27 protein-coding genes and 1 riboswitch are annotated in these 24648 nt (G+C 67.8%); of the genes, 11 read left to right on the forward strand and 16 right to left on the reverse strand.

Going from position 1 to position 24648, the window contains the following annotated elements; translation table 11 throughout:
- The 3 genes from ACQPYM_RS03370 to ACQPYM_RS03380 are packed head-to-tail and all read left to right on the forward strand — an operon-like array spanning position 1 to position 2791.
- Positions 1–1122, forward strand: a complete 1122-nt coding sequence (locus tag ACQPYM_RS03370; RefSeq protein ID WP_433014586.1) for an NAD(P) transhydrogenase subunit alpha — start codon at positions 1–3, stop codon at positions 1120–1122.
- Positions 1119–1424 (forward strand): NAD(P) transhydrogenase subunit alpha, encoded by a 306-nt coding sequence (locus ACQPYM_RS03375; RefSeq protein WP_433014589.1) that lies wholly within the window; start codon positions 1119–1121, stop codon positions 1422–1424. The genes ACQPYM_RS03370 and ACQPYM_RS03375 overlap by 4 nt, the downstream gene beginning before the upstream one ends.
- A complete protein-coding gene (locus ACQPYM_RS03380) occupies positions 1421–2791 on the forward strand; it encodes an NAD(P)(+) transhydrogenase (Re/Si-specific) subunit beta (protein ID WP_433014592.1) in 1371 nt (456 codons plus the stop codon). Before ACQPYM_RS03375 ends, ACQPYM_RS03380 begins: the two co-directional genes overlap by 4 nt.
- Here the strand turns inward: ACQPYM_RS03380 and ACQPYM_RS03385 are convergent.
- The gene (locus ACQPYM_RS03385; protein WP_433014595.1) at positions 2778–3650 is read right to left on the reverse strand and encodes a restriction endonuclease; all 873 of its coding nucleotides are present in this window, start codon (positions 3648–3650) and stop codon (positions 2778–2780) included. The two genes, ACQPYM_RS03380 and ACQPYM_RS03385, sit on opposite strands and share 14 nt — an antisense overlap.
- Positions 3583–4401 (reverse strand): hypothetical protein, encoded by an 819-nt coding sequence (locus ACQPYM_RS03390; protein WP_433014598.1) that lies wholly within the window; start codon positions 4399–4401, stop codon positions 3583–3585. Before ACQPYM_RS03390 ends, ACQPYM_RS03385 begins: the two co-directional genes overlap by 68 nt.
- Positions 4402–4720: 319 nt before the next feature.
- Here ACQPYM_RS03390 and ACQPYM_RS03395 point away from each other — a divergent pair, with 319 nt between their 5' ends.
- Positions 4721–4906, forward strand: coding sequence for a hypothetical protein (locus tag ACQPYM_RS03395; RefSeq protein WP_433014601.1), 186 nt, complete (start codon positions 4721–4723; stop codon positions 4904–4906).
- A 39-nt stretch (positions 4907–4945) separates the two neighbouring features.
- On the opposite strand, the gene ACQPYM_RS03400 is transcribed toward ACQPYM_RS03395, so the two are convergent.
- Together ACQPYM_RS03400 and ACQPYM_RS03405 are read right to left on the reverse strand one after the other, a co-directional pair.
- On the reverse strand, positions 4946–5938 hold the full coding sequence (locus ACQPYM_RS03400; protein ID WP_433014604.1) for a hypothetical protein: 993 nt from the start codon (positions 5936–5938) through the stop codon (positions 4946–4948).
- 4 nt (positions 5939–5942) lie between these two features.
- Entirely contained in the window at positions 5943–6929 is a 987-nt protein-coding gene (locus ACQPYM_RS03405; protein ID WP_433014607.1) for a helix-turn-helix transcriptional regulator, read from the reverse strand.
- A gap of 272 nt (positions 6930–7201) precedes the next feature.
- Between ACQPYM_RS03405 and purF the strand changes: the two genes are divergently transcribed.
- Complete coding sequence (gene purF / locus ACQPYM_RS03410; protein WP_433014611.1) at positions 7202–8764, forward strand: amidophosphoribosyltransferase; 1563 nt, start codon at positions 7202–7204, stop codon at positions 8762–8764.
- A gap of 40 nt (positions 8765–8804) precedes the next feature.
- Entirely contained in the window at positions 8805–9884 is a 1080-nt protein-coding gene (purM, locus tag ACQPYM_RS03415; protein ID WP_433014614.1) for a phosphoribosylformylglycinamidine cyclo-ligase, read from the forward strand.
- A 340-nt stretch (positions 9885–10224) separates the two neighbouring features.
- Here the strand turns inward: purM and ACQPYM_RS03420 are convergent, their stop codons facing one another.
- From ACQPYM_RS03420 to ACQPYM_RS03430, 3 genes are all read right to left on the reverse strand, one after another.
- Positions 10225–10413, reverse strand: a complete 189-nt coding sequence (locus ACQPYM_RS03420) for a DUF3073 domain-containing protein (RefSeq protein ID WP_433014616.1) — start codon at positions 10411–10413, stop codon at positions 10225–10227.
- A 215-nt stretch (positions 10414–10628) separates the two neighbouring features.
- Positions 10629–11444, reverse strand: coding sequence for an ABC transporter permease (locus tag ACQPYM_RS03425; RefSeq protein WP_433014619.1), 816 nt, complete (start codon positions 11442–11444; stop codon positions 10629–10631).
- 77 nt (positions 11445–11521) lie between these two features.
- Positions 11522–12409: an ABC transporter ATP-binding protein gene (locus ACQPYM_RS03430; RefSeq protein ID WP_433014622.1), complete on the reverse strand. Its 888-nt coding sequence runs from the start codon at positions 12407–12409 to the stop codon at positions 11522–11524.
- 143 nt (positions 12410–12552) lie between these two features.
- On the opposite strand from ACQPYM_RS03430, the gene ACQPYM_RS03435 reads away from it, so the two are divergent.
- Entirely contained in the window at positions 12553–13746 is a 1194-nt protein-coding gene (locus tag ACQPYM_RS03435; protein WP_433014625.1) for a sensor histidine kinase, read from the forward strand.
- The gene (locus tag ACQPYM_RS03440; protein WP_433014628.1) at positions 13743–14399 is read left to right on the forward strand and encodes a response regulator; all 657 of its coding nucleotides are present in this window, start codon (positions 13743–13745) and stop codon (positions 14397–14399) included. Before ACQPYM_RS03435 ends, ACQPYM_RS03440 begins: the two co-directional genes overlap by 4 nt.
- Before the next feature lie 132 nt (positions 14400–14531).
- Here ACQPYM_RS03440 and ACQPYM_RS03445 read toward each other — a convergent pair whose 3' ends face one another.
- Both ACQPYM_RS03445 and ACQPYM_RS03450 read right to left on the reverse strand, forming a co-directional pair.
- Positions 14532–15383: a C40 family peptidase gene (locus tag ACQPYM_RS03445; protein ID WP_433014631.1), complete on the reverse strand. Its 852-nt coding sequence runs from the start codon at positions 15381–15383 to the stop codon at positions 14532–14534.
- A riboswitch (cyclic di-AMP (ydaO/yuaA leader) is annotated at positions 15383–15576 on the reverse strand. Its footprint overlaps the gene before it by 1 nt.
- Before the next feature lie 261 nt (positions 15577–15837).
- Positions 15838–16800 (reverse strand): threo-3-hydroxy-L-aspartate ammonia-lyase, encoded by a 963-nt coding sequence (locus tag ACQPYM_RS03450; RefSeq protein ID WP_433014634.1) that lies wholly within the window; start codon positions 16798–16800, stop codon positions 15838–15840.
- Between the two features lie 88 nt (positions 16801–16888).
- On the opposite strand from ACQPYM_RS03450, the gene ACQPYM_RS03455 reads away from it, so the two are divergent.
- Positions 16889–17251, forward strand: a complete 363-nt coding sequence (locus ACQPYM_RS03455) for a YciI family protein (protein ID WP_433014637.1) — start codon at positions 16889–16891, stop codon at positions 17249–17251.
- 103 nt (positions 17252–17354) lie between these two features.
- Here the strand turns inward: ACQPYM_RS03455 and ACQPYM_RS03460 are convergent, their stop codons facing one another.
- From ACQPYM_RS03460 to ACQPYM_RS03470, 3 genes are read right to left on the reverse strand one after another with little or no spacing between them, the layout of a single operon-like run.
- Positions 17355–17537: a YegP family protein gene (locus ACQPYM_RS03460; protein WP_433014640.1), complete on the reverse strand. Its 183-nt coding sequence runs from the start codon at positions 17535–17537 to the stop codon at positions 17355–17357.
- A 53-nt stretch (positions 17538–17590) separates the two neighbouring features.
- A complete protein-coding gene (locus ACQPYM_RS03465) occupies positions 17591–18136 on the reverse strand; it encodes a DUF6058 family natural product biosynthesis protein (protein WP_433014643.1) in 546 nt (181 codons plus the stop codon).
- A gap of 37 nt (positions 18137–18173) precedes the next feature.
- Complete coding sequence (locus ACQPYM_RS03470) at positions 18174–18869, reverse strand: TetR/AcrR family transcriptional regulator (protein ID WP_433014646.1); 696 nt, start codon at positions 18867–18869, stop codon at positions 18174–18176.
- Positions 18870–18956: 87 nt separating this feature from the next.
- Between ACQPYM_RS03470 and ACQPYM_RS03475 the strand changes: the two genes are divergently transcribed.
- Complete coding sequence (locus tag ACQPYM_RS03475) at positions 18957–20384, forward strand: MFS transporter (RefSeq protein ID WP_433014649.1); 1428 nt, start codon at positions 18957–18959, stop codon at positions 20382–20384.
- Positions 20385–20405: 21 nt separating this feature from the next.
- On the opposite strand, the gene ACQPYM_RS03480 is transcribed toward ACQPYM_RS03475, so the two are convergent.
- Positions 20406–20834, reverse strand: coding sequence for a class I SAM-dependent methyltransferase (locus tag ACQPYM_RS03480; RefSeq protein WP_433023175.1), 429 nt, complete (start codon positions 20832–20834; stop codon positions 20406–20408).
- 212 nt (positions 20835–21046) lie between these two features.
- A complete protein-coding gene (locus ACQPYM_RS03485) occupies positions 21047–21322 on the reverse strand; it encodes a DUF6247 family protein (protein WP_433014652.1) in 276 nt (91 codons plus the stop codon).
- Between the two features lie 244 nt (positions 21323–21566).
- On the opposite strand from ACQPYM_RS03485, the gene ACQPYM_RS03490 reads away from it, so the two are divergent.
- Complete coding sequence (locus ACQPYM_RS03490; RefSeq protein ID WP_433014655.1) at positions 21567–22064, forward strand: N-acetyltransferase family protein; 498 nt, start codon at positions 21567–21569, stop codon at positions 22062–22064.
- On the opposite strand, the gene ACQPYM_RS03495 is transcribed toward ACQPYM_RS03490, so the two are convergent.
- Both ACQPYM_RS03495 and ACQPYM_RS03500 read right to left on the reverse strand, forming a co-directional pair.
- The gene (locus ACQPYM_RS03495) at positions 22002–23240 is read right to left on the reverse strand and encodes a hypothetical protein (protein WP_433014658.1); all 1239 of its coding nucleotides are present in this window, start codon (positions 23238–23240) and stop codon (positions 22002–22004) included. The genes ACQPYM_RS03490 and ACQPYM_RS03495 overlap by 63 nt on opposite strands.
- Positions 23237–24340: a hypothetical protein gene (locus ACQPYM_RS03500; protein WP_433014661.1), complete on the reverse strand. Its 1104-nt coding sequence runs from the start codon at positions 24338–24340 to the stop codon at positions 23237–23239. The genes ACQPYM_RS03495 and ACQPYM_RS03500 overlap by 4 nt, the downstream gene beginning before the upstream one ends.
- Between the last annotated feature and the right edge of the window lie 308 nt (positions 24341–24648).

The raw sequence follows: 24648 nt of genomic DNA on the forward strand, positions 1-24648 counted from the left end.
GTGAAGATCGCAGTGGTGCGCGAGACCAGACCGGCCGAGCGCCGGGTGGCCCTGGTGCCGGAACAAGTCGTCAAACTCGTCCAGCTCGGTTACGAGGTCGCGGTCGAACCCGCGGCCGGTGAGCGCGCGCTGTACTCCGACGACGCCTACCGCGAGGCGGGGGCCGAAGTGGCCTGGGGTGCCGACCACGCGGCGACGGTGGTGGTGTCGGTGCAGCCGCTCGAACGCGAGCGGCTGCAACGCCTGCACGCCGGTACTGCGCTGATGTCGTTCCTGCCGACGAACCCGCCGGACGTGATCCGGGCCGCGACCCGGGCCAAGCTGACCGCGTTCGCGATGGAGATGATCCCGCGGATCTCCCGGGCCCAGTCGATGGACGCGTTGTCCTCGCAGGCGCTGGTGGCCGGCTACCGCGCGGCCATCGTCGCGGCGGAACGGCTGCCGCGGTTCTTCCCCCTGAACATGACGGCCGCCGGGACGGTGCCGCCCGCCCAGGTCCTCGTCCTGGGCGCCGGTGTCGCCGGGCTGCAGGCGATCGCCACCGCGAAACGGCTCGGCGCGGTCGTGAAGGCGTACGACGTCCGGACCGCCGCCGCCGAGGAGATCGCCTCGATGGGCGCGCAGCCGATCGAGCTCGAGCTCGGCACGCTGGACGGGCCCGGCGGCTATGCCCGCGAGATGACAGCGGAACGGGCCCAGCTGCAGCGCGACCTGCTCGCGCCGTACGTGGCCGGCGCGGACGCGTTGATCACCACGGCCGCGGTACCGGGCCGGACCGCGCCGATGCTGGTGTCCCGGTCGATGATCGAGCAGATGAAGCCCGGCTCGGTCGTCGTCGACCTGGCCTCGGAGTCCGGCGGCAACGTCGAGGGCTCGGTGGCCGGCACCGAACTGATGATCGGCAACGCGCTGGTCTGGGGCGGTGCGAACGTGCCCAGCCAGATGGCCGGACCGGCCAGCCGGCTCTACGGCCAGAACATCGCCAACCTGATCACGCTGATGACCCGGGACGCGGAGTTCAACCCGGACTTCGACGACGAGATCGTCAGCGGCTGCTGCCTCACCCACGACGGGACCGTGCTGCACGAGCCGACCCGCCAGCTCCTGGAAGGACCGGCATGACCGAGACCATCGCTTTGCTGACGATCTTCGTGCTCGCGGCGTTCGTCGGTGTCGAGGTGATCAGCAAGGTCTCGTCGACGCTGCACACCCCGCTGATGTCCGGCGCTAACGCGATCCACGGCGTCATCCTGGTCGGGGCGATCATCGTCACCGGCCAGTCGGATTCGGCGCTGGTGACCGTGATCGGGCTGCTGGCCGTCGTCCTGGCCACGGTGAACATGGTCGGCGGGTTCGTCGTGACCGACCGGATGCTGCAGATGTTCCGCGGGCCCGCGGCGCGCAAGAAGGAGTTGCACAAGTGATCGCCACCTGGGCCCAGATCGGCTACCTGATCTCGGCGGTCTCCTTCATCGTCGGGCTGAAGGCACTGTCGTCGCCGCGGTCGGCCCGCAGCGGCAACCTGCTCGGCGCCGCCGGTGCCGTGCTCGCGGTGATCATCACCTTCGCCGCCTACAAGCCGGACAACCTGGTGCCGATCCTGATCGCGCTGGTGATCGGAACGGTCGCCGGCGTGGTCGGTTCGCGCCGGGTGCAGATGACCCACATGCCGCAGCTGGTGGCGCTGTTCAACGGCGTGGGCGGTGGCGCGGCCGCGCTGGTCGCGTTGATCGAGCTCCGCGAGGTGCACGACGGCCAGACCATTGCCGCGATCGCGACCGCCTTCACCGTCCTGGTCGGCGCGGTCAGCTTCTCGGGCTCGATCGTGACGTTCGCGAAGCTCCAGGAGCTGATGACCACCCGGCCGGTGACGTTCCCCGGGCTGCCGGTGCTGTTCGTCGCCGGACTCCTCGGCGGCCTCGCGCTGTCGGGCTGGCTGGTGTCGGATCCGCGGGTGTGGGTCGGTGTGCTGCTGTGCGCGGTCGGACTGGCCGTCGGCGTGATGCTGGTGTTGCCGGTCGGCGGCGCCGACGTACCGATCGTCATCTCGTTGCTGAACGCCTTCACCGGCCTTGCCGTGGCCGCGGGCGGCTACGTACTCGGCAACACGATGCTGCTGGTCGCCGGAACGCTGGTCGGCGCGGCCGGTACGTTGCTGACCAAGCTGATGGCCGACGCGATGGGCCGCTCGGTCTTCAACATCCTGTTCGGCGCGGTCAAGGGCGGCTCCACCCTCGGCGGCGGTACGGCGTCCGACCGGCCGGTCATCTCGGGTAGCGCCACCGACGTGGCGATCCTGCTCGGGTACGCCCAGCGGGTCATCATCGTCCCGGGGTACGGACTGGCCGTCGCGCAGGCGCAGCACGTCCTGCGCGACCTGGTCGAGGAGCTGCACGGGCGCGGGGTCAAGGTCGACTACGCCATCCACCCGGTGGCCGGCCGGATGCCGGGCCACATGAACGTCCTGCTCGCCGAGGCCCAGGTCCCGTACGAGCAGCTGCGCGAGATGGACGAGATCAACGGCGACTTCAAGGCCACCGACGTCGTCCTGGTGGTCGGCGCCAACGACGTGGTCAACCCGGCGGCCCGGACGACGCCGAGCGCCCCGATCTACGGCATGCCGATCCTGAACGCCGACGAGGCCCAGCGGGTCATCTTCCTCAAGCGCTCCATGCGCCCTGGCTTCGCCGGCATCGAGAACGAACTCCTCTACGACCCCAAAACCACCCTCCTCTTCGGCGACGCCCGAGAGTCCCTCACCAAACTCCTCACCGCCGTCAAGACCGTCTAGCCCGGCCTTTGAGTTCGCCGATGAGCACGTCCAAGCCGAGATGCTCCTGCAACATCTGCTTCAGGTGGGTGCCTTCGATCAGCTGGATGCGGCCGTGCTCAGCGGCGAACTCATGCGACTGCTTGCCGAACCAGGAAGTCGTCACCAGGACACCTCGACTTGCCTTCAACTGACCCATCGTCCCGGCCAGTGCCCGGACGGCTTCAGTCGAGACGACGCCGCGGTACCGCTTGGCCTGAATGACGCAGACCCCGCCCATGATCGGGTCCTCGTTGACCGCCACACCATCGACGCCATCGTCTCGCGACGCCTGCGTTACCCAGGACTTGAGGCCCATTGCCTCGAACAGCTGCCGGACCAGGTGCTCGAACTCGGTCGGGTCCATCTCGACGAGAACGCGTCGGCCGTCCAGCCCCGCGGCCGCATCCCGGGCATCGACGAACTTGTACCGCGAGAGGTCCGGATCGAAAACTGGGCGAATGGCCTCCAGATCCCATGGATGCTTGGAGACCAGGGCGTTCAGGTGACGTAGGCACTCGCCTGGATCGAGGTCGGTCAGGACCAGCTCGCCGAACTGCTCACGCGAAGTGATGAGGCTGACCAGGCAAGGCTGTTCGGGTCTCCCGGTGGCCCTGTTGCGGGTCGACACGCGTGCGGTGACGGCGACCTCGCTGATCAGGCCATGGCCGGCGACTTCGAACACGTCGCGCATGGTTCGCAGAACCAGCTGCGCGACCACATTGCTGTAGCGCTGGTTGATCTCACGGGCTGGTCGCGGCTTGGCGACGATTTCATCCTTCGCCCGGACGTATCTGTACTCCGCGGCCGTGGGGACCACATCGATTCCTGGAAGCTCCATGACAACCCAGCAGACGACGTAGGCCGGCTTGGTAGGCAACCTCTACGTCCGAGGGGAATCCGGCGGGAAGCGGCCGAGACTCGAGCGTCAGCTCGAGATAGTCGTTCACCGCCTCTGGATTCTTGGCCTGGTAGGCCTGCTCGAACGCCTCCAGTTGCGCGTTGGCATCGTCCGCGGCCTTCCGTGCAGCTGCCACTCGGGTGGCGTGCGCTCGCTGCGCATCCTGCAACCGCAGCATGCGTTGCTGTTCTTCTGCACCGTATGCGGCCTGGGCCAGCTCGAACCTGCCGCGAGCCTCGACCATCGCGCGTTCGAGATGCGGCTTCTTGAACATGCGTTGTACTGCGCCCGCCGGTGGCGGGACGAACTGTTCCCAAGCTGGCGGCTGTTTCGGTACGGCCAGTGCCCCTGGCTCGAAGCGGGATACTTCGGGAGACACTCGCAGCGAGGCGAACGGGATGCGGGCCGACCTTCGCAGGCTGTCGACCAGGATCCTGTCGAGTTCCTGGATGCGTGCCGTCAGCTCATTGTTCTGTGCGTTGACCTCTGTCTGCCTGGCCTGAAGATAGCGGGCGGCGGCCTCCTTCGCGGCCTGCTTGTCCGCCTTGTCGGCCTCTCGGGCCAGGCGCTCGCGCTCCCGCCGTGCCTGTGCGATCAACCTCTCCCGCTCGCGCTGCTCGCGGGCCGCCTGCTTCTGCTGCTGGCTCCGCTGGTGCTCGAGCTCGGCGAAAAGTCCCCGGCGACGCCCCATGATTCGCCCCCGTAGTCGACACTCGGTGACCGTGGCTGTTCCCCAAATCACTGTAGGTGGCGATCAGCGGCACCGACCCTTGCATCGGCGAGTCCAGTGGCTGACGGCAGCGGGTGGAACTGAAGCCCCGGCCGCGTGGTGCCAATGCACCATGCGGCCGGGCGTCGGCGTTGACCCGTCGGGACGGGGCGAAATAGGTTCGTGGGTGAGCGGTGTGGACCACTTCGCCGCCCGCCGCGATTACTCCGCGGCGAATTCCGCCCCGCAATGCCGGCCGCTAATGCGGTCTCATTGTCATGCCCGAAAGGAGGCGATGCTCATGATTGCCGAACGTATGGTGTATTCACCCGCCGCTCTGTCCGCCGCCGCGCTGCTCGTCCTGCTGCTCCTCGGCCCGGTACAGCAGGTTTCCCCCGACATTGAAGGGCGAGCCGGCCAAGCACTTTTCTGTCGCGAACTCAACCTCTTGGCATCTTCCGGCCACAAACTTGGCTGGTGCGCTTGAATCGATCCAATCCCTACCCGATTGGTCTAGGCCGTAAATTCACCGCACCCACCCCCGCTGAGCTGCCCGCACCCCCAGTTCGAACCGACCCGAGGCCCCCGCCTGCTCACTCAACTTCGCCGCCATCCGCCGGACCGTCCGCAACGAGACACCCAGCTTCCGCCCCGCCTGCTCGTCGGTAGCGCCCTGCACCAGCAACTGCAGCAGCTCCGCCTCCTGGGCAGTGATCTCCTCTGCCCCCGGCTGATCGTCAGCGAACGGGTCGTCGGCGCGCCGCCAGTAACTCTCGTAGAACTCCTTGGCCAGATTCACGACGGCCACACTGTGGTGAATCACGGCGCCGGCAGAGGTGTCCTTGGGGTCGATCCCCAAAACGGCGGCGTCGTCCAGGATGAGCATCTTCATGGGCACCGAGGGAACAGTTCGTACTTTCGCGCCGAAGCCGATCACCCACTGGCAGTATTCTCGGATGTAGCGGTGTTTGATTTCTGATTGGGCCAGCAAATACCGGGACTCGACACCGCGTTCCAGAAATCCCCGGTCCGGCGAATCTTCGTTCTTCCGGGATCCGCCATTGTTCGGCGGAATCATTGCCCAGGAAATCACCTGCGGCTGCATGTGCTGCAGGCGCTGGTAGGCAGCTTCCGCCCCTTCCAGCAGTTCTACGTCGCGCGCCGTTTTCCTGACCAGGAACTCCCGGTACGCAGCGGTGAATCCGCTGGCCGCCAGCTCGTCCTGCCGGAGCCCGTCGGCCAGCTCGTCGATCTTCTGCCGCTGCAGAGCGGCCAACCGCTCGAAGCCGACCGCCGGATCCAGGGGGTAGTCCTCGTCGGCGATGTTCCACCGCGGAACGATCAACCCTAGTTGGTGCAGCAGTTCGACCTCTGAGCGGATTTCGGCTTGGGCGCACCCGACCTGGGCGGCGAGCTCGGCCGTCCGCTCCTGCTCGGACAGGTGCATCAAGGCGGGCCGCTGGAGCAGCCCACGGTAAACGGCCAGCGTGCGTTCTGTGACGCCCAGCGACTCGAACAAACCGTCAGACCCAGCCGCGTTTCGCGGCGGCCACGCCTAGTTCGAAGCGGGAGGTGGCATCCAGGCGGTCGGACAGGTTGGCGGTGATGCGGCGGGCCGTGCGCAGGGAGATGCCGAGGAGACGGGCGACCTGCTCGTCCTTGGCCCCGCCGGCCAACAGGCGCAGTACCTCGGCCTCGTGCGGAGTGAGCGGGCTGTCGTTGTCACGGTCTTCAGGGGAGAAGAGGTCGGTCGCGCGCGACCAGTAGGCATCGAAGAGGGCGATGGCGACGGAAAGTACCGCAGGGCTGCGGTGGATCACCGCGCCCGCGGTCGGATTCTCCGGGTCCATCGCCATGATGGCGATCTCCTGGTCGATGATCAGCAGCCGCATGGGAAGGGTCGGTGTCGAGCGCACCTCGCCGCCCAGCCGGTGCAGGGTCGCCGCGTAGTCGATACCGGCCTTGGAGACCGTCATGCTCTGCAGATAGATGGTGCGCATCCTCAGGCCGCGCTCGAGCAAGGGCATGTCGGGTGAAGTCTCCGGCGCCGAGCTGATGGCGTCGTCCAGGTGCGCCGGAATCATCCCCCAGAAGCTTCGTTGTGCCTTGAGGCCGAGTTCCTCGATCCGCCGGGAGGCGTTGGCCCGGCCCTTGAGCACCTCGACGTCGCCGCTGCTGCGGGAGGTGAGCAGTTCGTTGTACTGCTCGGCGATCACCTCGGCGGACGACTCGGCCTGATTGAGCTCGTTGAGCATCCGGTTGAGTTCACCCCGGCGCCGCTCGGCCAGCCCGGACAGGCCCAGCCGGGGATGCACGGCGTGCTCCGTGTCCGGGTCGGACCAGGTCGGGACCAGCAGTTCCAGCTTTCGGAGCAGTGCCATCGTGTCGAGCACTTCGCCCAATGGCCGGTTTAGCAACGTCGCTATCTGCTCGGCCGTACTGTCCGGATGGCTCAGGAGGGCGTGGTAAACCGCAAAGGTGGCATCATCCACACCCAGCGGTTCCAGCACAGCTGTTCACTCCTTCAGCGCCCGTTCGGAACCGACCATATACAGAATGCGTCGACAATGAGCGCTTGCTTGGTCGGTTGCCGATTATTTCGAAGGGACGAGTTGTGATCAAGAAGTTTCTCACGGTAGTTGCCACCGGTCTGTTACTGACAGCGATCGCCGGTATTTTCGGCGGCCTGCCGGGCGGCTCACAGGTGCAGGCGGGCCCAGGGGATCCCCAGTGCGGACCGGTGAATGCGTGCTGGCACATGTAGTCCCGTAGACTGCTGGGCGTGGCTCGTGGCGATGGTCGGCTCACTCATGATCTTGACCCGCAGGACCTAGGCCCGCAGGACGCTTGTGGCGTCTTCGGGGTCTGGGCTCCCGGGGAAGAGGTTGCCAAACTCACCTATTTCGGGCTCTACGCTCTGCAGCACCGGGGGCAGGAGTCGGCTGGCATCGCGGTCAGCAACGGCAGTCAGATCCTGGTCTACAAGGACATGGGTCTGGTCAGCCAGGCGTTCGACGAAGCGACGCTCGCCTCCCTCAAGGGGTACATCGCGGTCGGTCACTGCCGGTACTCGACGACCGGGTCGAGCGTCTGGGCCAACGCCCAGCCGACCTTCCGGTCGACCGCGACCGGTTCGATCGCGCTCGGGCACAACGGCAACCTCACCAACACCGGTGAGCTGGCCGCCAGCCTCGGCGGCACCGGTGACCTCGATCTCGGGCTGGACGCCGACGTCGAGCACGCGAAGGCGAACGCCAAGCACGGCGCCTCCTCCGACACCGACATCCTCACCTCGATGCTGGCCGGCTACCCGGACCTGACCATCGAGCAGGCGGCCGCCAAGGTGCTGCCGAAGGTGAAGGGCGCCTTCAGCCTGATCTTCATGGACGAGTCCACCCTGTACGCCGCCCGCGACCCGCAGGGCATCCGCCCGCTGGTGCTCGGCCGGCTCGAGCGGGGCTGGGTGATCGCCAGTGAGACCGCCGCGCTGGACATCTGCGGCGCGAGCTTCGTCCGTGAGGTCGAGCCGGGCGAGATCGTCGCGATCGACGAGGACGGCCTGCGCTCCACCAAGTTCGCCACCCCGGACCCCAAGGGCTGCCTGTTCGAGTTCGTCTACCTGGCCCGCCCGGACACCCAGATCTCCGGTCAGCGGATCCACTCCACCCGGGTCGAGATCGGCCGCCGGCTGGCCCGCGAGCACCCGGCCGACGCCGACCTGGTGATCGCCACCCCGGAGTCCGGCGTACCGGGCGCGATCGGGTACGCCGAGGAGTCCGGCATCCCCTACGGATCGGGCCTGGTCAAGAACGCCTACGTCGGCCGCACCTTCATCCAGCCCAGCCAGACCATCCGGCAACTCGGGATCCGGCTCAAGCTGAACCCGTTGCGCGAGGTCATCGAGGGCAAGCGGCTGGTTGTGGTCGACGACACCATCGTCCGCGGCAACACCCAGCGCGCGGTGATCAAGATGCTGCGCGAGGCCGGTGCGAAGGAGATCCACGTCCGGATCACCGCACCGCCGGTGAAGTGGCCGTGCTTCTACGGCATCGACTTCGCCAGCCGGGCCGAGCTGATCGCCAACGGGCTGAACACCGAGGAGATCTGCCGCTCGCTCGGTGCCGACTCGCTCGGCTACATCGACCTGGACGCGCTGGTCGAGGCGACCACGTTGCCCAAGGACCAGCTGTGCCGCGCCTGTTTCGACGGCGTCTACCCGGTCGAGCTGCCGAGCCCGGAGCACCTGGGCAAGCACCTGCTCGAAGTACCGGTGAGCACCGACGCCGACGGCCTGGCCACCGTGTCCGGTGGCGCCGGCGCCGCGGACGCCCTGTCCCGGCCGTAACGGCTCCGAGGCCCGTAAGCCCCCAAGAAGGAGAACCAACGTGAGCGAGGGCGCGAGCTACGCGGCCGCCGGAGTCGACATCGAGGCCGGTGACCGGGCCGTCGAGCTGATGAAGGAATGGGTGGCCAAGGCGACCCGCCCCGAGGTGGTCGGCGGGCTCGGCGGATTCGCCGGGCTGTTCGACGCGAGTGCGCTGACGGCGTACCGGCGGCCGTTGCTGGCGACGTCCACGGACGGCGTCGGGACCAAGGTCGCGATCGCGCAGAAGATGAACCGGCACGACACGATCGGGTTCGACCTGGTCGGCATGGTCGTCGACGACCTGGTCGTCTGCGGCGCCGAGCCGCTGTTCATGACCGACTACATCTGCACCGGCAAGGTGGTGCCGGAGACGATCGCGCAGATCGTCAAGGGCATCGCGGAGGCCTGCGTCGAAGCCGGTACTGCGCTCGTCGGCGGCGAGACGGCCGAGCACCCGGGACTGCTCGAGGCCGACGAGTACGACGTGGCCGGTGCCGCGACCGGAGTCGTGGAAGCCGACGAGGTGATCGGCGCGGACCGGGTCCGGGCCGGTGACGTGGTGGTCGCGATGGCGTCCTCCGGGCTCCACTCGAACGGGTACAGCCTGGTCCGGCACGTGTTCTTCGACCGGGCCGGCTGGCAGCTCGACCGGGAGGTGCCCGAGCTCGGTGGCACGCTCGGCGAGACGCTGCTGGTCCCGACCCGGGTGTACGCGAAGCACTGCCTCGAGCTGATCCGTGAGCTGAACGTCAACGAGACCAAGCCGCTGCACGCGATGTCCCACATCACCGGCGGTGGTTTCGCGGCGAACCTGGCCCGCGTCATCCCCGACGACCTCGCGGTCCGGATCGACCGGTCCAGCTGGACGCCGGCGCCGATCTTCGGCCTGGTCGGTCAGCTCGGTGGCGTCCCGCAGCTCGAGCTGGAGAAGACGCTGAACATGGGCGTCGGCATGGTCGCGGTCCTGGACCCGGCCTCCGCGGATCGCGCGATCGCAGCGCTGGCCGAGCGCGACATCGACGCCTGGGTCTGCGGCGAGGTCAGCGCGGCAGCTGACACCGGGGCAGGCGTGGAACTACAGGGGACGTACGCCAGCTGACGCTGGGCCCGCCTCCGCCGGCTTGCCACCAGAGCCGGCGGAGCCCGCGAAGTGCTGCAGCGTCGGAGACGTCTGCGAGCTGCTGCAGAGTCGTCGGACCCTGCAAGGTGCCTCAGGGTCAGCGGAGCCTGCGCGGTGCTACAGGGTCGGCGGAGCTCGCAGCGGCCGGGCGATTTGAGGCGCCCCGGAAGTCTCCGCGGTGCCTCGGACCGACCGGACCTCAGCGTGTCGACAGGGCAGGCTGGGATCACCTGTCCTGCCGTGTGGTGGAACTACGTCGGCTAACACACCAACCTGCCCAGACGCCCGGAGGCGCTGGGCAGGTCAGAATGCTGCAGCTTTACCGACGGGGGTGGTAGTCGTCGGCGTCATCGCCGACGTCTGCGTCGTTGTTGCCGTTCGCAGAGGTACCGCCCTCGTCCCCGCCGGACAGCTCTTTCTTGAGCTGCTCCAAGTCGGTCTCCCAGGTGCGGTACTTCAGGTCGCGTGCGACCTTCGTCTGCTTGGCCTTTGCACGGCCGCGCCCCATAGCGTCGACCCCCTCGCACAAGTCAACCGGGTACGCAGCGTGGCGCCCACGGATCAGTCGTCAGTAATCGTGGTTCTAGGTTACCCGGAGCCGGTCTCCGACACACGCGCGACCCCCTGACTGGACACCCGAACCGGCCCGATAACGGCCGGGAGACCTGGCCGATCCCCTCAAACCGGCCAGGTCTCCCGCGTCTTCGGCGCCTTACCGCGGCGCTACTTCACCTCGCGACGTGAGCTTGCCCACAGTCCGGCGATCGTCGGCAGGACGATCCAGACACCGATCGCGGTGAGCGTCTCCGGCACCATTCCGTGCAGGTCGCGCTCGGCGATCCGGCCGAAGGCGCCGAACACGTCCAGCCAGTCGGCGTTGCTCTTGAACAGCGCCGGGCCGGCCAGCGCCCAAGCGGTCGGGGCGACGAAGAAGACCAGGATCGCCACCGCGGTCTGGGCGATCACCGCACCGAAGGCGGCACCCATCACGACGTTCAGCGCGGTGGTCAGGTAGGCACCGGCGAGGGCACCACCGAATCCGGCGTACGACGCTCCGTCGCCGCTGATCGAGCCGCCGAGCGCGGTACCCGCCACGGCGAGCACGACGGTGGCGCTCAGGACGACGACGCTCAGCACGATCGCCGAGACGAACTTGGCCAGCTGGACCCGGACCCGGCGCGGCGACAGCGTGAACGTGGTCAGCGCGGTCCGCTGGGTCCACTCGCTCGTCATCGCCATCACGCCGATCACGGGCAGCAGGATCATCACGCCGGTCGACGCGGCGCCCAGGTATCCGTCGAAGGCCTGCTTGCCGTCCTGCATGTGGGTGAGTTCCCAGGTGAGCGCGGCGAGCGCCAGAGCGAGGATGGCCAGGATCAGGACCTGGCCGCTGCGGGTGTTGACCGACTTGCGCAGCTCGATGGTGACGAGTTTGAGGAAGGACTGGCCGCGCGCCGGGGGCAGCGAGGCGCCGACGGCCGCCCGGTGCTTGCCCGGAACCGCCGCGACGGCCGGAGAGGTGATTTCAGAAACAGCCATGGTGTGAGCTCCAGGAAGAAGAAGGGAAAGGAAGACCGGGGTGGAGCTTGAGCTCCAGGAAGAAGAAGTTGGGTGGGTCAGGCGGCGGTGGCGGTGGGGCTGGTCAGCTGGAAGAAGAGCTCTTCCAGGCCGGCGCCGTCGCTTTCGCGGAGTTCGAGAAGCACCTGACCGGCAGCAGCCGCGGCCCGGCCGACCTGCTCGGCGGTGGCGTCGACGTGCAGCGCGCCGTCGTACAGGGGCTCGAGGCTCAGCCCGGCCGCGGTCAGCGCCTGGTTCAGGCCGACCGGGTCGAGGCCGCGGACGAGGGTGCCGCTGCCGGCCAGCAGCTCCTCCAGGGAGCCGTTCGCGACGATCTTGCCGCCGCCGATGACGACCAGCTTGTCCACGGTCGCCTGGACCTCACCCAGCAGGTGGCTGGACAGGATCACCGTGCCGCCACGGGAAGCGAAGTCCTGCAGCAGCCCCCGCATCCAGCGGATGCCCTCCGGGTCCATGCCGTTGGCCGGCTCGTCCAGGATCAGCGCGGCCGGGTCGCCGAGCAGAGCGGCCGCGATCCCGAGCCGCTGCCGCATACCCAGCGAGTACTGCCCGACCCGGCGCTTGGCCGCCGAGCTGAGCCCGACAGCCTCCAGCATCTCGTCCGCCCGGCTGCTCGGTACGCCGAGCAGCGACGCGTTGAGCAGCAACGTCTCGCGGCCGGTGCGACCCGGGTGCTGGGCCGCCGCGTCCAGCATCACGCCGACGACGCGCCCGGGGTTCGGCAGCTCGGAGTACTTCTTACCGGCGATCGTCGCCCGTCCCGCGCTCGGCGGGGTGAGCCCCGTCAGCATGCGCAGGGTGGTGGACTTGCCGGCGCCGTTCGGGCCGAGGAAGCCGGTGATGCTGCCTGGCTCGACGGTGAAGGAGACGTTGCTGACAGCCGTGGTGCTGCCGTAGCGCTTGCTGAGGTTCTCGACGGTGATCATGACCGCTACTCTTCCGGCCCGGACCCCCTCGCCACATCGACCGACCGGCTTCGCCGACCCCCTACTTAAGTCGCCGAACCGGCATCCCGACCCCCACCGGAAGAGGGACGAAAGCCGTGACCCGTCGCGACTACGCTGACTGAATGCAACGGTTGCGGCGCTGGTATGCCTGGTTCGTCCGGCATGCCCCGCGCCTCCGCGACCTGATGTACGTCGGGTTCAGCCTGCTCACGATCGTCCTGCAGGCCACCTCGAACGGCCGGCCGGGCTGGGCCGGCAGCGACTGGTTCGTGCTCGGTCTGGGAGCGGTCGCCTCGCTGGCGCTGTGGTGGCGGCGTCGCTTCCCCGTCGTGGTCACCGTCATCGCCGTGATCGCGATGGGTGCCGCCGGCATCTTCATGCCGGTCGGGCTGGCACTGCTGACGCTGGCGATCCGGCGCCGCGACCTCGCCCTCGCGATCCTGACCGTCGCCGCGTACGTCGCGTACGTGATCCCCAGCGCCGAGGGCAGCAACAACCTCTTGGCCGCACTCTTCACCGGACCCTTCGTGATCGGCACCTGGGTCGCGGTCGGCGCCTACATCGGTGCCCGGCGAGACCTGATGGTGTCGCTGCGCGATCGGGCCGAGCGTGCCGAGGCCGAGCGGGAGCTCCGAGCCGACCAGGCCAGGCTGGGTGAGCGCGCCCGGATTGCCCAGGAGATGCACGACGTACTGGCCCACAAGGTGTCGCTGATCGCGCTGCATGCGGGCGGGCTGGAGGTGAACCCGGCCGTCGGCCCCGAGAAGGTGGAGAGCTCGGCCGGCTTGATCCGCGAGACCGCCCGGCAGGCGATGGAGGATCTACGCGAGGTTCTCGGAGTACTGCGAGCCGATCTCAGCGAGGATGGCGCCGACCTGGCACCGGTACCCCGAGCTGCCGACCTGGTGCGCTTGGTCGAGGCGTCGCAGGCGGCCGGAGTACAGGTGAGCAGCGAGTTGTCGCTGCCGGACGACGTACCGGCTCTGGTCGGGCGGACGGTCTATCGGGTTGTCCAGGAGGCGCTGACCAATGTGCACAAGCATGCGCGGGGTGTTTCCACCGAAGTACTGGTGAACGGCGCGCCCGGGAGCGGTGTGACGGTGCGGGTGACCAACGTACGGCCGGTCGCTGCTGATTCACTGTTGCCGGGATCCGGCGCTGGGCTGGTCGGGCTGCGCGAGCGGGTCACCCTGGCCGGCGGACGGCTCGACGCCGGGCCCACTCCGGACGGCGGCTGGCGGGTCGAGGCCTGGCTGCCCTATCGGGCGGCGGAGCCGAAGCTCGCAGAATCCGATGGCGAAGAAAGGGAACGATGACGCGGCTGCTGATCGTGGACGACGAGGCGCTGGTCCGGGCGGGACTGAAGATGATCCTGGAGTCGGCCGACGATCTCGAGGTGGTGGCCGAGGCCGATGACGGTGCGGACGCGGCCGCGATGGTCCGGCAGCACCGGCCGGACGTGGTGCTGATGGACATCCGGATGCCGCGGATGGATGGACTCGCTGCGACGCGGCAGGTGCAGGAGTTGCCCGATCCGCCGAAGGTTGTCGTCCTGACCACGTTCGATCTGGACGACTACGTGTTCCGGGCGCTGCAGGCCGGGGCGAGTGGGTTCCTGCTGAAGGACACCCCGCCGCGGGAGCTGGTCCAGGCGGTCCGGGTGGTGGCGGCCGGCGACGCGATGCTGTCGCCGACTGTGACGCGACGACTGATCGGGCACTTCGCGGCGGACCAGCGGACGGACCGGCAGCGGATCGCGCGGGAGCGGCTGACCGCGCTCACCGACCGCGAGGGCGAAGTACTGGCAGCGGTGGCGCGCGGGCTGTCGAACGCCGACATCGGCCGGGAGCTGTTCATGAGCGAGGCGACCGTGAAGGCGCATGTCTCGCGGGTGCTGGTGAAACTCGACGCCACCAACCGGGTCCAGGTGGCCATCCTCGCGCACGACGCGGGGCTACTCGACAACTAGCCCCAAGAAACTGCCCTGGAACGGGACAACCGGCCGGGGCGTCGTCGGAGGGGGTGGGGGCGACGACGCCACGGCCGGTTGTCAGGTCAGCGGCCCGAGGGGGGAGTCGGGGCCGGCTGACGCGCTGGAACCTCAGGCGCGGCCGAAGGCCACGCTCTTGGTCCAGATCTTTGCCTTGCTGATCCGCGTACCCGGCTTCGAGGCGTGCCACAGCATGTTCGAACCGGCGTAGATGCCGACGTGGTACACGCCGCCGCCACCGCTGCGGAAGAACACCAGGTCGCCGGGCTTGGCGGCCGAGCGGCTGATGTGCTTCGTCGCGCTGTACTGCTGTCGCGACGTACGGGGCAGCTTCTTGCCGGCCTTCTTGTACACGTAGCCGGTGTAGCCGGAGCAGTCGAAGCCGCGGGTGCTCGTGCCGCCGTAGCGGTACGGGGTGCCCTTGAGCTTCGCGGCCTCGCGCAGGACCTTGGCACGGAAGGTCGTGGTGGTGCTGGACCCGCCCTTGGGGCCGTAGAGCACGCCGTGCTTGGCGGCCCAGGTCAGGCGGTTCCAGGTCGGCTTGCTCATGTAGCCGGTGGGCTTGATGCCCCACGAGGCCTGGAACTTCTTGACCGCTCTGACCGTGCTGGTGCCGAAGTAGTAGTCCTGCTTGATGCGCAGACGCTTCTGGACGTACTTGACAGTGGAGCCTGAGTCGCGGAAGCGAAGCAGGGGGCGACTGGCGATGCTGGTGGTGCCGCGCACCTGGCCGGCCGTGTCGCTGGCCGCGGAGGCGGTCGTCGGAGTGGTGACGACGCTGATCGCGGCTCCACCACCGACGGCGAGGCCGACCGAGAGGACGGCGGCTGCGGCGCGAGGAGCGGTCGCGGACTTGCTGGACTTGCGGTGCTTAGCCAACGGGCGGCCGGTGGGCCGGGTACTGGCATCGCTGTTCTGACTGACGGCGCCAAGAAGCGCTGTCCGTCGGGCAGTGACGGGCATGGTTGTCTCCCGACGCCTGTGAAGTTAGCTGTCGGGTTCGGGCTGAGAGTCAATAGCCCGGTCCGCTCCCGCGGACTTCACCCCAGGGACCCGACCACTCACGGTCGGACCCCAACTTCCTGGGTCCCCCACTCCTGCCATGTGGTGTTCGAGGGGAGCGGGTGTGCCTGGCAGGACTCGGCGTTGACACACTCGCAGTTCGGCGCATTTGTCGAACCGCCGACGACTGTATAACAGAACGATCACGACGCAAACCCTCAAATCGGGAGAGACCCTCTCGAAAGCCCTCAAACGCCTCTCTGACGGCTCAGGGACTTCTGGCAAACACCAGGTGTCCTGAGCGTGTCTGAGCGCGTCCCAGGCGGCCGCACAGCCGATTTGTGTGACCCCGGTCACAGTGGTGCAGTGGCTGTGTGTGACAACGACCACAGCGCGTGTTCAGGGCCCTTTGGGGTCACCTTCGGCCGAGCAGCTCCAGCCATCTCTCCAGGCCTACGTTGCCGCCGGACAGCACCACTCCGACCCGGTCGGGGAGGTCGCGGATCCGGCCGGTCAGCAAGGCGGCCAGCGCGCTCGCGCCACTCGGCTCGACGACGATCTTCAGCCGCTCGAAGGCGAACTTCATCGCCGCCCGGATCTCGTCGTCGGTGACGAGTTCGATGCCGTCGACCAGCCGCTGGACGATCGGGAAGGTGAGTTCGCCGGGACTGGCGATCGCCTGGCCGTCGGCGATCGTCCGCGGTACGCCGATCTCCACCCGCTCACCCGCCGCCAGCGAGCGAGCCGTGTCGTCGCCGGCGGCCGGCTCGACACCTATCACCCGGATCCCCGGTGACAGCGCGGTCGCCGCCGTCGCACACCCGGCGATCAGCCCGCCACCTCCGATCGGCACCAGCAACGCGCCGAGCGGCCCGACGTCCTCGATCAGCTCCAGGGCAACCGTGCCCTGCCCGGCCATGACGTCGTAGTGGTCGTACGGCGGAATCAGGGTCAGCCGGCGTTCCTCGGCCAGCTGGTTCGCCAGCACCGCCCGGTCCTGGGAGTACCGGTCAAAGGTGACCACCTCGGCGCCGTACCCGCGGGTGGCCGCGAGTTTGGTGGGCGGCGAGTCGGTCGGCATCAGGTTCACCGCGGTCGTCCCGGCCAGTTTGGCGGCCAGGGCGACCGCTTGTGCGTGGTTCCCTGACGAGTACGCGACGACGCCGGCGGCCAGCTGTTCGGGCGACAGCCGGCTGATCGCGTTGAAGGCGCCGCGGAACTTGAACGCGCCGATCCGCTGGAAGTTCTCCGCCTTCAGGAAGACCTCAGCGCCCACGCGCTCGTCCAGCGTGCGCGACGTCAGGACCGGAGTACGGTGCGCGACCCCGGCGATTCGTTCGGCCGCCGCCTGCACGTCGGCGAGAGTCAACTCAGTCATGCCGCGACGCTATGTCAAAGTGGCGGAGCCCGCTCCGTACTGATGACGAGAGGTTCCCAGCTCGGGGGCCGATGGTGAAGGAGAGATCGTGAAATACCTGGTGGTGCTGAACATCAACCCCGACGTGGTGGCTGCCCTGAGCGAAGAGGAGCAGCAGGCGATCTTCAGCGGGCACGAGAAGTTCCTGCAGGTGGTGCAGGAGTCGGGTGAGTTCCACAGCACGGTGGCGCTGGCCGAGCCGGCCAAGACCTCGGTGGTGAAGGTTCGGGACGGGGTACCGGCGGTGACGGACGGACCGTTCCTGGAGGCCAAGGAGTTCCTGGCGGGCTACTACCTGCTGGAGTGCGCGACCCCGGAGCGTGCCGTCGAGCTGGCCGCGATGATCCCGGACGCAGGGGTTGAGGGGCTCGGTGTGGAGGTTCGCGAGGTGATCCACGAGCTGGGGCTCTGACCCGGCCCGGAAAGACGCAACGGCAGCAGCTCCGCTTCGGGGAGCTGCTGCCGTTGCTCGTTCTACCGCGGCACTTGCCGGCCGGTACTACGATCCCGCCCGTTCAGGCGGTCTGGTCGTCGACGTCCGCGTCGCCGGCGTTCTTCTTGATCGACTCGATCCCGCCCAGCGCGCCGGCCTTGGTCTGGTAGGACTCGCTGCTGGCGATCACCTCGCCGTTGCCGGCCTTGAGCCGGAACCGGAACCCGCCGGACTTGTCTTCGTAGAGCTCGAACTTCCCCGCCATGACGTACCTCCGTGTGATCGTATGACTCCGTTACGGAGCGTAGACCTCACATGTCAGTTCCGTCTGTAGGCGGTGATGTGTGTGTCGCGGGAGACCGGCCCACCGAACCGGAGCCGGTCGTACCCGGTGAACTCGGGCTCGAGCGCGTCCAGCTCGTCGACGAACGGCTTGGCCTCGACCGGATCGACGGCCGCGTCGATCGCTTCGATCAGTTCACCCTTGCGCCGGATCGTTGCCGGGGACACCGAGTGCAGGCAGACATATTGCCCACTCAGATAGGCCTTCCACTCCTCGTTGCCCTCGGCCACATCCGCCCAGTGCGCGACGAACCAGCCCTGGAGAGCATCGATCCCGACCTGGTCCGCGAGGGCGAAATAGTCGGTTGGAACCATCTCGGCGCCGTCGCTGCGCAGGTAACTCGGCACCGGCAGCTTGTTCGCCAGAATGAGCGACCGGACTTCGTCTGCGTCACGCCCGTGTTCGGCGCAGAGCTCGTCCAGGACGCGGAACTGCTTTGTCACATAGGCGTCGTCCTCCGCCGTCATCGGGTGGACGCCGTTGATCTCCAGGTACCGCTGCCGCACAGCTGCTCGACTCATGCCTACGACGGTAGTCCCGCAATACTTCGGCGCAGCCCTAACTGTCCTTGAGATTCGCCAGTACTCCGCGGATGCCCGCGACGGCCAGGTCGATGCCGAGCGCGTAGTACCGGTCGGTCGAGGCGGGGCAGATCAGGGTGTCGGCCGCCGAGGTGATCAGCGGATAGCGGTGCGGCGACAGTGCGGACAGCGAGGCGCGTTTCGCGCGCAGCGCGTCCTCGCGGGCGATCGGGTCGGTGTCCTCGTTGGAGCCGGGTTCGGTGGTGACCAGCGTGATCAACCCGCAGATCGACTGCCGGCCGACCTCTGCCGCGTCGTCGACGGAGAAGCCACCCTGGGTCAGTAACTCCATCGTGCGCTCGCCGAGCGCCAGGCCGTCCGGGCAGACCAGGATCCGGTACAGCGTCAGCCCGGCGACCTTCGGATGCGGCCGGAGTGCGGCGACGAACGCGGCCAGTACTGCGCGCAGCTGTGTCTCCCACGGCTCGTCGTTCGGCTCGGGCAGGGCGATGTCGGCCAGGATCCGGTCGCCGACCGCCGCGAGCAGGTCGTCCTTGTCGGCGAAGTGCCGGTAGATGGCCATCGGCGTCACGTCGTGCTGCTGGGCCAGCCGGCGGATGGTGAGCGCCTCCAGTCCTTCGGCGTCGGCGAGCCGCAGCGCGCTGGTGGCGAGTTGGGCCGGGTCGAGGCGCCTGGGGATCGGGCCGGCGGTCTGGCTGCTGGTCGGGGTCACGTTGACAAGTTTACAACGTAGACCTACCGTCTACTACGTACGCATACAGCGTATACATACAATGTAGACATCCTCTGTGAGGTAGGCATGCGACGCAGTCCCTGGGCGACACTCGCGGTGTTGGCCCTAGCGCAGTTCATCGTGGTTCTGGACGTGACGATCGTGAACGTCGCGCTGCCCGACATCCAGGCGGACCTGAACTTCTCCGCCGACTCGCTGCAGTGGGTGATCAACGCCTACACCCTGCTCTTCGGCGGCTTCCTGCTGCTCGGTGGCCGGATGGCCGACCTGCTCGGCCCGCCGCGGGTGTTCATCGGCGGCCTGGTGCTCTTCGGGGTGGCCTCGATGGTGGCCGGGCTGGCCAACTCGGCGGAGTTCCTGATCGGCGCCCGCGCAGCACAGGGTCTTGGTGGTGCGTTGCTGTCGCCGGCCGCGCTGGCGATCCTGACCGTCACCTTCGCGCACGGCCGGGAGCGGAACATCGCGATGGGCGTGTGGGGTGGCCTGGCCGGTCTCGGCGGCACCCTCGGGGTGGTGGCCGGCGGCTTGCTGGTCGACGCGCTGAGCTGGCAGTGGATCTTCTTCGTGAACGTCCCGATCGTGGTCGTGCTGATCGCGCTGATCCCGGTCTTCGTCCGCGACACCCGGCACAACGAGAACCGCGGCCGGACCTTCGACACGGCCGGAGCGGTTCTCAGTACGGCTGGTCTGCTGGCTGTTGTGTACGGCGTCGTCCGCTCGGAGCCGAAGGGCTGGGGCTCCGGTGAGGTCATGTTCTTCCTGATCGCGGGCGTTGCGTTGCTGGCCGCCTTCGTCTTCGTCGAGGCTCGGTCGAAGGCGCCGCTGGTGCCGCTGCGGTTGTTCCGGTCGCGAGCGCTCAGTGTGTCGAGCGGGGCGCTGGCTCTGAACGGCGCCGGCTTCCTGTCGATGTTCTTCCTGACCGCTATCTACCTGCAGCAGGTGCGTGGCGACTCCGCGCTCGAGGCCGGCGTGCACTTCCTGCCGATGGGTGGGGCCGCGATCGTTGCCGCAGTACTGGCGTCTCAGTTGGTTCAGCGGCTCGGTACGCGCACTGTGCAACTGTCTGGGGCAGCGCTCAGCGTGATCGGGCTTCTGCTGCTCTCACAGGCGGATGCGACCGGGAGCTACACCACTCAACTGCTGCCGGGCTTGGTCATCTTCGGCTTCGGCATCCTCGGCGTCGGCGTACCGGCGCAGATCACCGCGGTCTCGGAGGTCGAGCACCATGAGGCTGGTGCCGCGTCGGGTGTGGTCAACGCGATGTACCAGGTCGGCGGCGCGCTCGGACTGGCGATCGTGACGACACTGTCCATCACCCGTACTACGGAAGCGATTGCGGCGGGAGTCCCGCAACAGCAGGCACTCGTCGAGGGCTTCCAGCGCGGGCTGCTCGTCGCGGCCGGCTTCGCGATCGCCAACGCCGTACTGACCTTGGCCTCGCCCCAGTTGCAGCCCGATGCCGAACAGATCGCGGAGGCGACTGTCGCTGCGTGACCTACCTAGCCGCCGGTGTTGCTACTTGTTCGCCTGATAGATGGCGGCGGTGGTGGCCCGGCGGCTCGGTGGTTCCCAGGTGCTGCTGCTGACGTCGGTGAAGCCCGCATCCTCAAGCTCTGCAGCGATCCCGGCCGGCTGCCACTTCTGGTGCACCGAGATGACCAGTCGCGCGCCGGGCTTCATCACCCGCCGGATCTCGGCGTACGCCGCCTGCCGGTCCTCCCACAGTTGGATGTTGTTGACCGACAGCACCACGTTCGCGGACTGGTCCGGCTGATGCGTGTCAGCCGCATCCCCACGAATCAACTGCACCTTCCCGGCTTCGATCAACTCACCACAGTTGTGCCGAGCCGCCAGCAACATCGTGTCGGACGGATCCACCCCCACCACAATCCCGGCGTACTGCGCAGCCGCAATCAACCCGACCCCAGGCCCCGGCCCAAGCACCAACACTTGCTCTTTAGCCTGCAACCGCACCAACTCCACCACATGCTTCTCAGTAGGCCCGTTCCCCCGAGCCATCACCCACCCCCCAAGCCGCCCCAACACCCCTTCAGGCCGCCCAAACCCCTTAACCGCCAGCGTCTCCCCAAACAAACCCATACCCCATAACACCACGCAAAAGTTCAGCTACCGGGCAGGGCAGGCAGGTTGATCGGTCAGGCTGGAAGAACCTGGTCGGCGGGGGTGAATTCGTCGTCGTGGCTTTCGCGGGCGGCTTGGGCTGCTTCTTCGAAGCCGGGTTTGGAGTACGCCGCCGCGCGGAGTCGCCACACATGCAGCACGTCACGCAACTGCTGGAACCGCCAAACCTCGTGGGCCGCATCCAGCGCTCCGTGGTACTCCTGCAGGAACTGCGGATGCCACTTCGCCGGCAGCACGCGCAGGATCTCCGCCGGGTCCTCCGACGACTCCTGATGCGGCTGCGCGGTCACACCCCGAGACTACTCGGTCGAGCCTGCCGGATACCGCTGATTGTCCACAGGCAGTGACGCGAGGAGCACCGCAGCGACGTAGTTGAAGGGTGCACGGTGTTGTCGACTTAACACTCTTCGTAACTAGGGGCCGTTTGGCGTCCGATTGCCGGGGTCACACTCCAAAGGGGCTGACTGTCGCCGTCGCGGGACGGACATGCTGCGCCTTCCGCCGGTGCAGGACGCACGGAAGTGGGGTCGGGATTTGGATGTCGAGACGCTTGCGGCCGATGACTGGAAGATCTTGCGGGATGTCCGCCTGCGGGCCCTGGAGGACTCGCCGACGGCCTACATCTCCAGCCGGCAAACGGAGATCACCTGGACCGAGGCGCGCTGGCGACGCAGTTTCGAGGACTCGGTATGGGTGGTCGCGGGGAGCCGGCCCGAGATCGTCGGGATGGCCCGATCGGTCCGCGTCGAGCACCGGCCGGCCTTCGAGCGGCACCTCGAGTCGGTCTGGGTCGAGCCGGGACACCGCCGGACCGGCGTACTGCGAACCCTGCTCCGCTACCTCGCCGAACTGGAACCAGCAGTGCTGGAATGGCGGGTCTGGGTCCTGACCGACAACGTCGAGGCGCGGACGGCGTACGAGCGGCTGGGTTTCCGGTCGACCGGTGAACGTCAGCCGCTGAACGACCCGTCAGGCCGGAGTGAGGAGCGACTCGGACTCAGCCTCGGCGGGTACGACAGGCACCGGCTGTGATCCGGAGGCGGTCCAGCCGAGGCCGTAGCCGCCGGATCGCCAGGTGGTGAGGCCCAGCTCGTCGAGGGCGTCACGTTCGCCGACGACCGAGCCGTTGCCGCGCAGTACCGACTGCCACTGGTTCTCGTCTTCTCGCCAGCTGTCGATGAAGTCGGCACACACCTGGTTGGAGATGTCCTGCAGTTGCTCGTCGGCGTAGCTGAGCGACTTCAGCGCCTCGGTCATCTGCCAGGAGTCGACGGCGCCGCGCTTGTCCATCGCGTCGGTCAACCGCTGGGAGGTTTCCCGGATGAGGAACTCGCGGCCCTCCCTGACCTCCTGCCAGAAGCGTGGCTTCGCCGCGACGGACAGCTGGTCCTTGAACTCCCAGCCCGCCGTCCCCTCGAACAGGTTGTAGAGACCCTCGGCGAGCAGATCGCCGAACTCCTCCCGCTTGGCCCGCCACGGGTCGACGAAAGGCTTGTACTCCTCTTGACCCACCTCGCCGATCTTGGGCAGCGACCGGGCTGCCGCGTGCCGGGCGAAGAAGAACCAGTCCTCGTTGTAGACGTCGGGGAAGAAGGACATCTGGGCGTGCTGCGTGTTGACCGCGAGCACCGCGCCGCTGACAAAGACGTCCTGCTTGAATCCGGCCGTACGGCGCGCGTGGCAGACCACCGAGTTGTCGGGGAACTCACGGCTGGCCATCGCCGCGACCGGGTGCCGGTCGAGCTGGGCAGCCATTCGATGGATGTGTTGGGCACGAAGCTGGAAGATGTCGTCGTCGACGAAGAGGATCTTCTTCCAGCCGAGCAGCCGCGCCAGCCGGAGGCCCAGGTTGCGCTTGATGCTGAGATCGCTCGAGCGCCCGGCGCTGACGTCGAAAAAATTCTGGCTCGAGGTCAGCGGGGACCACTGGGTCTGGTAGCCCTCAGGTACGTCGATGATCAGCGCCCGCGCGCCGAAGGTGGCGGCCACTCGATCCGCGACCCGATCGACCTGCGCCTGCCGGCTGCACAGCACGACGAGCGGCACCGACAGTGCGGCCGACAGCGTGATGATGTGCTGCGGCAGGGAGGCCCGGGCGGCCGGCACCACGATCGCGTCGAGACCGCTGCGGGTGGTCGGGACGGCGGACTTCGACACGTCGCGCAGCAGTGAGGCGTGCGACTGCTGGTGCTTGAAGTGACGGCTCACTTCGCGGCCGCCTTGTCGGCCGGGGACCACTCGTACAGGCGGTTCTCCTCGATCTCGAGGTCGGGCGAGATCGCCTCGCCGTTCACCACCGGCACGCGCAGCAGCAGGGCGAACGAGCCCTCCGGGAAATGGCTGGACAAGAAGGCCTCGTTTCGTTCGCGGACTCGGACGTCGGTCAGGGTCCGGACGGCGCCCAGGACGCCGCGGCTGTGGATGCCGTTGCAGATGGTGAGCGTGCGGCTGTGGTTGAACGGGTTGCGCACCCGGGTGATCAGGGCGACGTCCTCGACCAGCTCGGGACCGTCGCCGGTTTCCTCCCACTGCGGGCGGAACTCCTTGCCGGCGTCGCTGGCCTTGAAGATCTCGCCGGTCTTCAGGTCGGCCACCTCGAACTGGGAGACCGGCAGTTCGCGCAGGGTCTTCAGCAGTCGCTTGGTGACGTGGTTCAGGCCGATCCCGCCGAGCACGATCACATGGCTGGACATGTCGTCGGCCATTACCTCCGACGGCAGCCGGTGGACGATCTGCAGCTCGGGGTTGGAGGCCCGGATGTGGCCCCAGAGTTCCATCAGCGCGTCGAGGTCGGCGTACCGGAACATCCGGGTGTAGTTGGGGTGGCGCTCGTCGGCCAGCGGGTGCGAGAACTCGCGCCCCGTTTCGGGGTTGACGATCGGCACGGCTTCCGGACAGATGATGGTGATCGGGCCGCTCTCGAAGTCCCAGGTGTAGGAGCCGCCGCCCCCCGAACCCGCCCCGCCGCTCTGGTTGCGGACCGCGTCGCGGAGGCCGACCAGCTCGTGGTGCAGTTTTTCGAAGCGCTCCCGCTCGGGCGGGGTCAGGTCCCGCTCGGGAACGAGATGCGGGGTGCTGCCCTCGTGGCTGCGATCGGTGCAGAAGAACAGAGCGTAGGAGCGCAGCCGTTCGGCCGGGGGCAGCTTCGGGTTGGACAGTGATTCCCAGGAACTGATCGTCGCGACCGCCACTCGAGCGTCGTCGCTCAGTGCATTGGCCAGGTCGCGCTGGGTCAACCCGGACTCATCGGACTCGCGCAGGCCGCGAAGCCGCCTGGCGAGTCTTACGGCCTCTGAAGAAGGGGCCACTGTCACTCCCGATCTGTCGGCGCCCCGCACGTCGCGGACGCTACAACGGCGATGCTATACCCATATACACCGGAAACACCCAACTGTACTGCGTAATGCCTGATATCAGTTTGGGCAGTTGGAGTGCCGAAACGGCCGCCTGCTGCGGCCTGGACCGACACTCTGCTTCCTCAACGCGCCAGCCGGCCATAAGTCACCGACGCGCGACATATTGACCGTGCTCCACCGCACATCTACCGTAGGTGGTGTAGTTCTGCGTGTAGCCAACCGAAGCCACTCAAGGAGTGCGGTAGACGAGCTGGCTGGGG

This window comes from Kribbella sp. CA-294648, assembly GCF_050943845.1.
Classification (GTDB): domain Bacteria; phylum Actinomycetota; class Actinomycetes; order Propionibacteriales; family Kribbellaceae; genus Kribbella.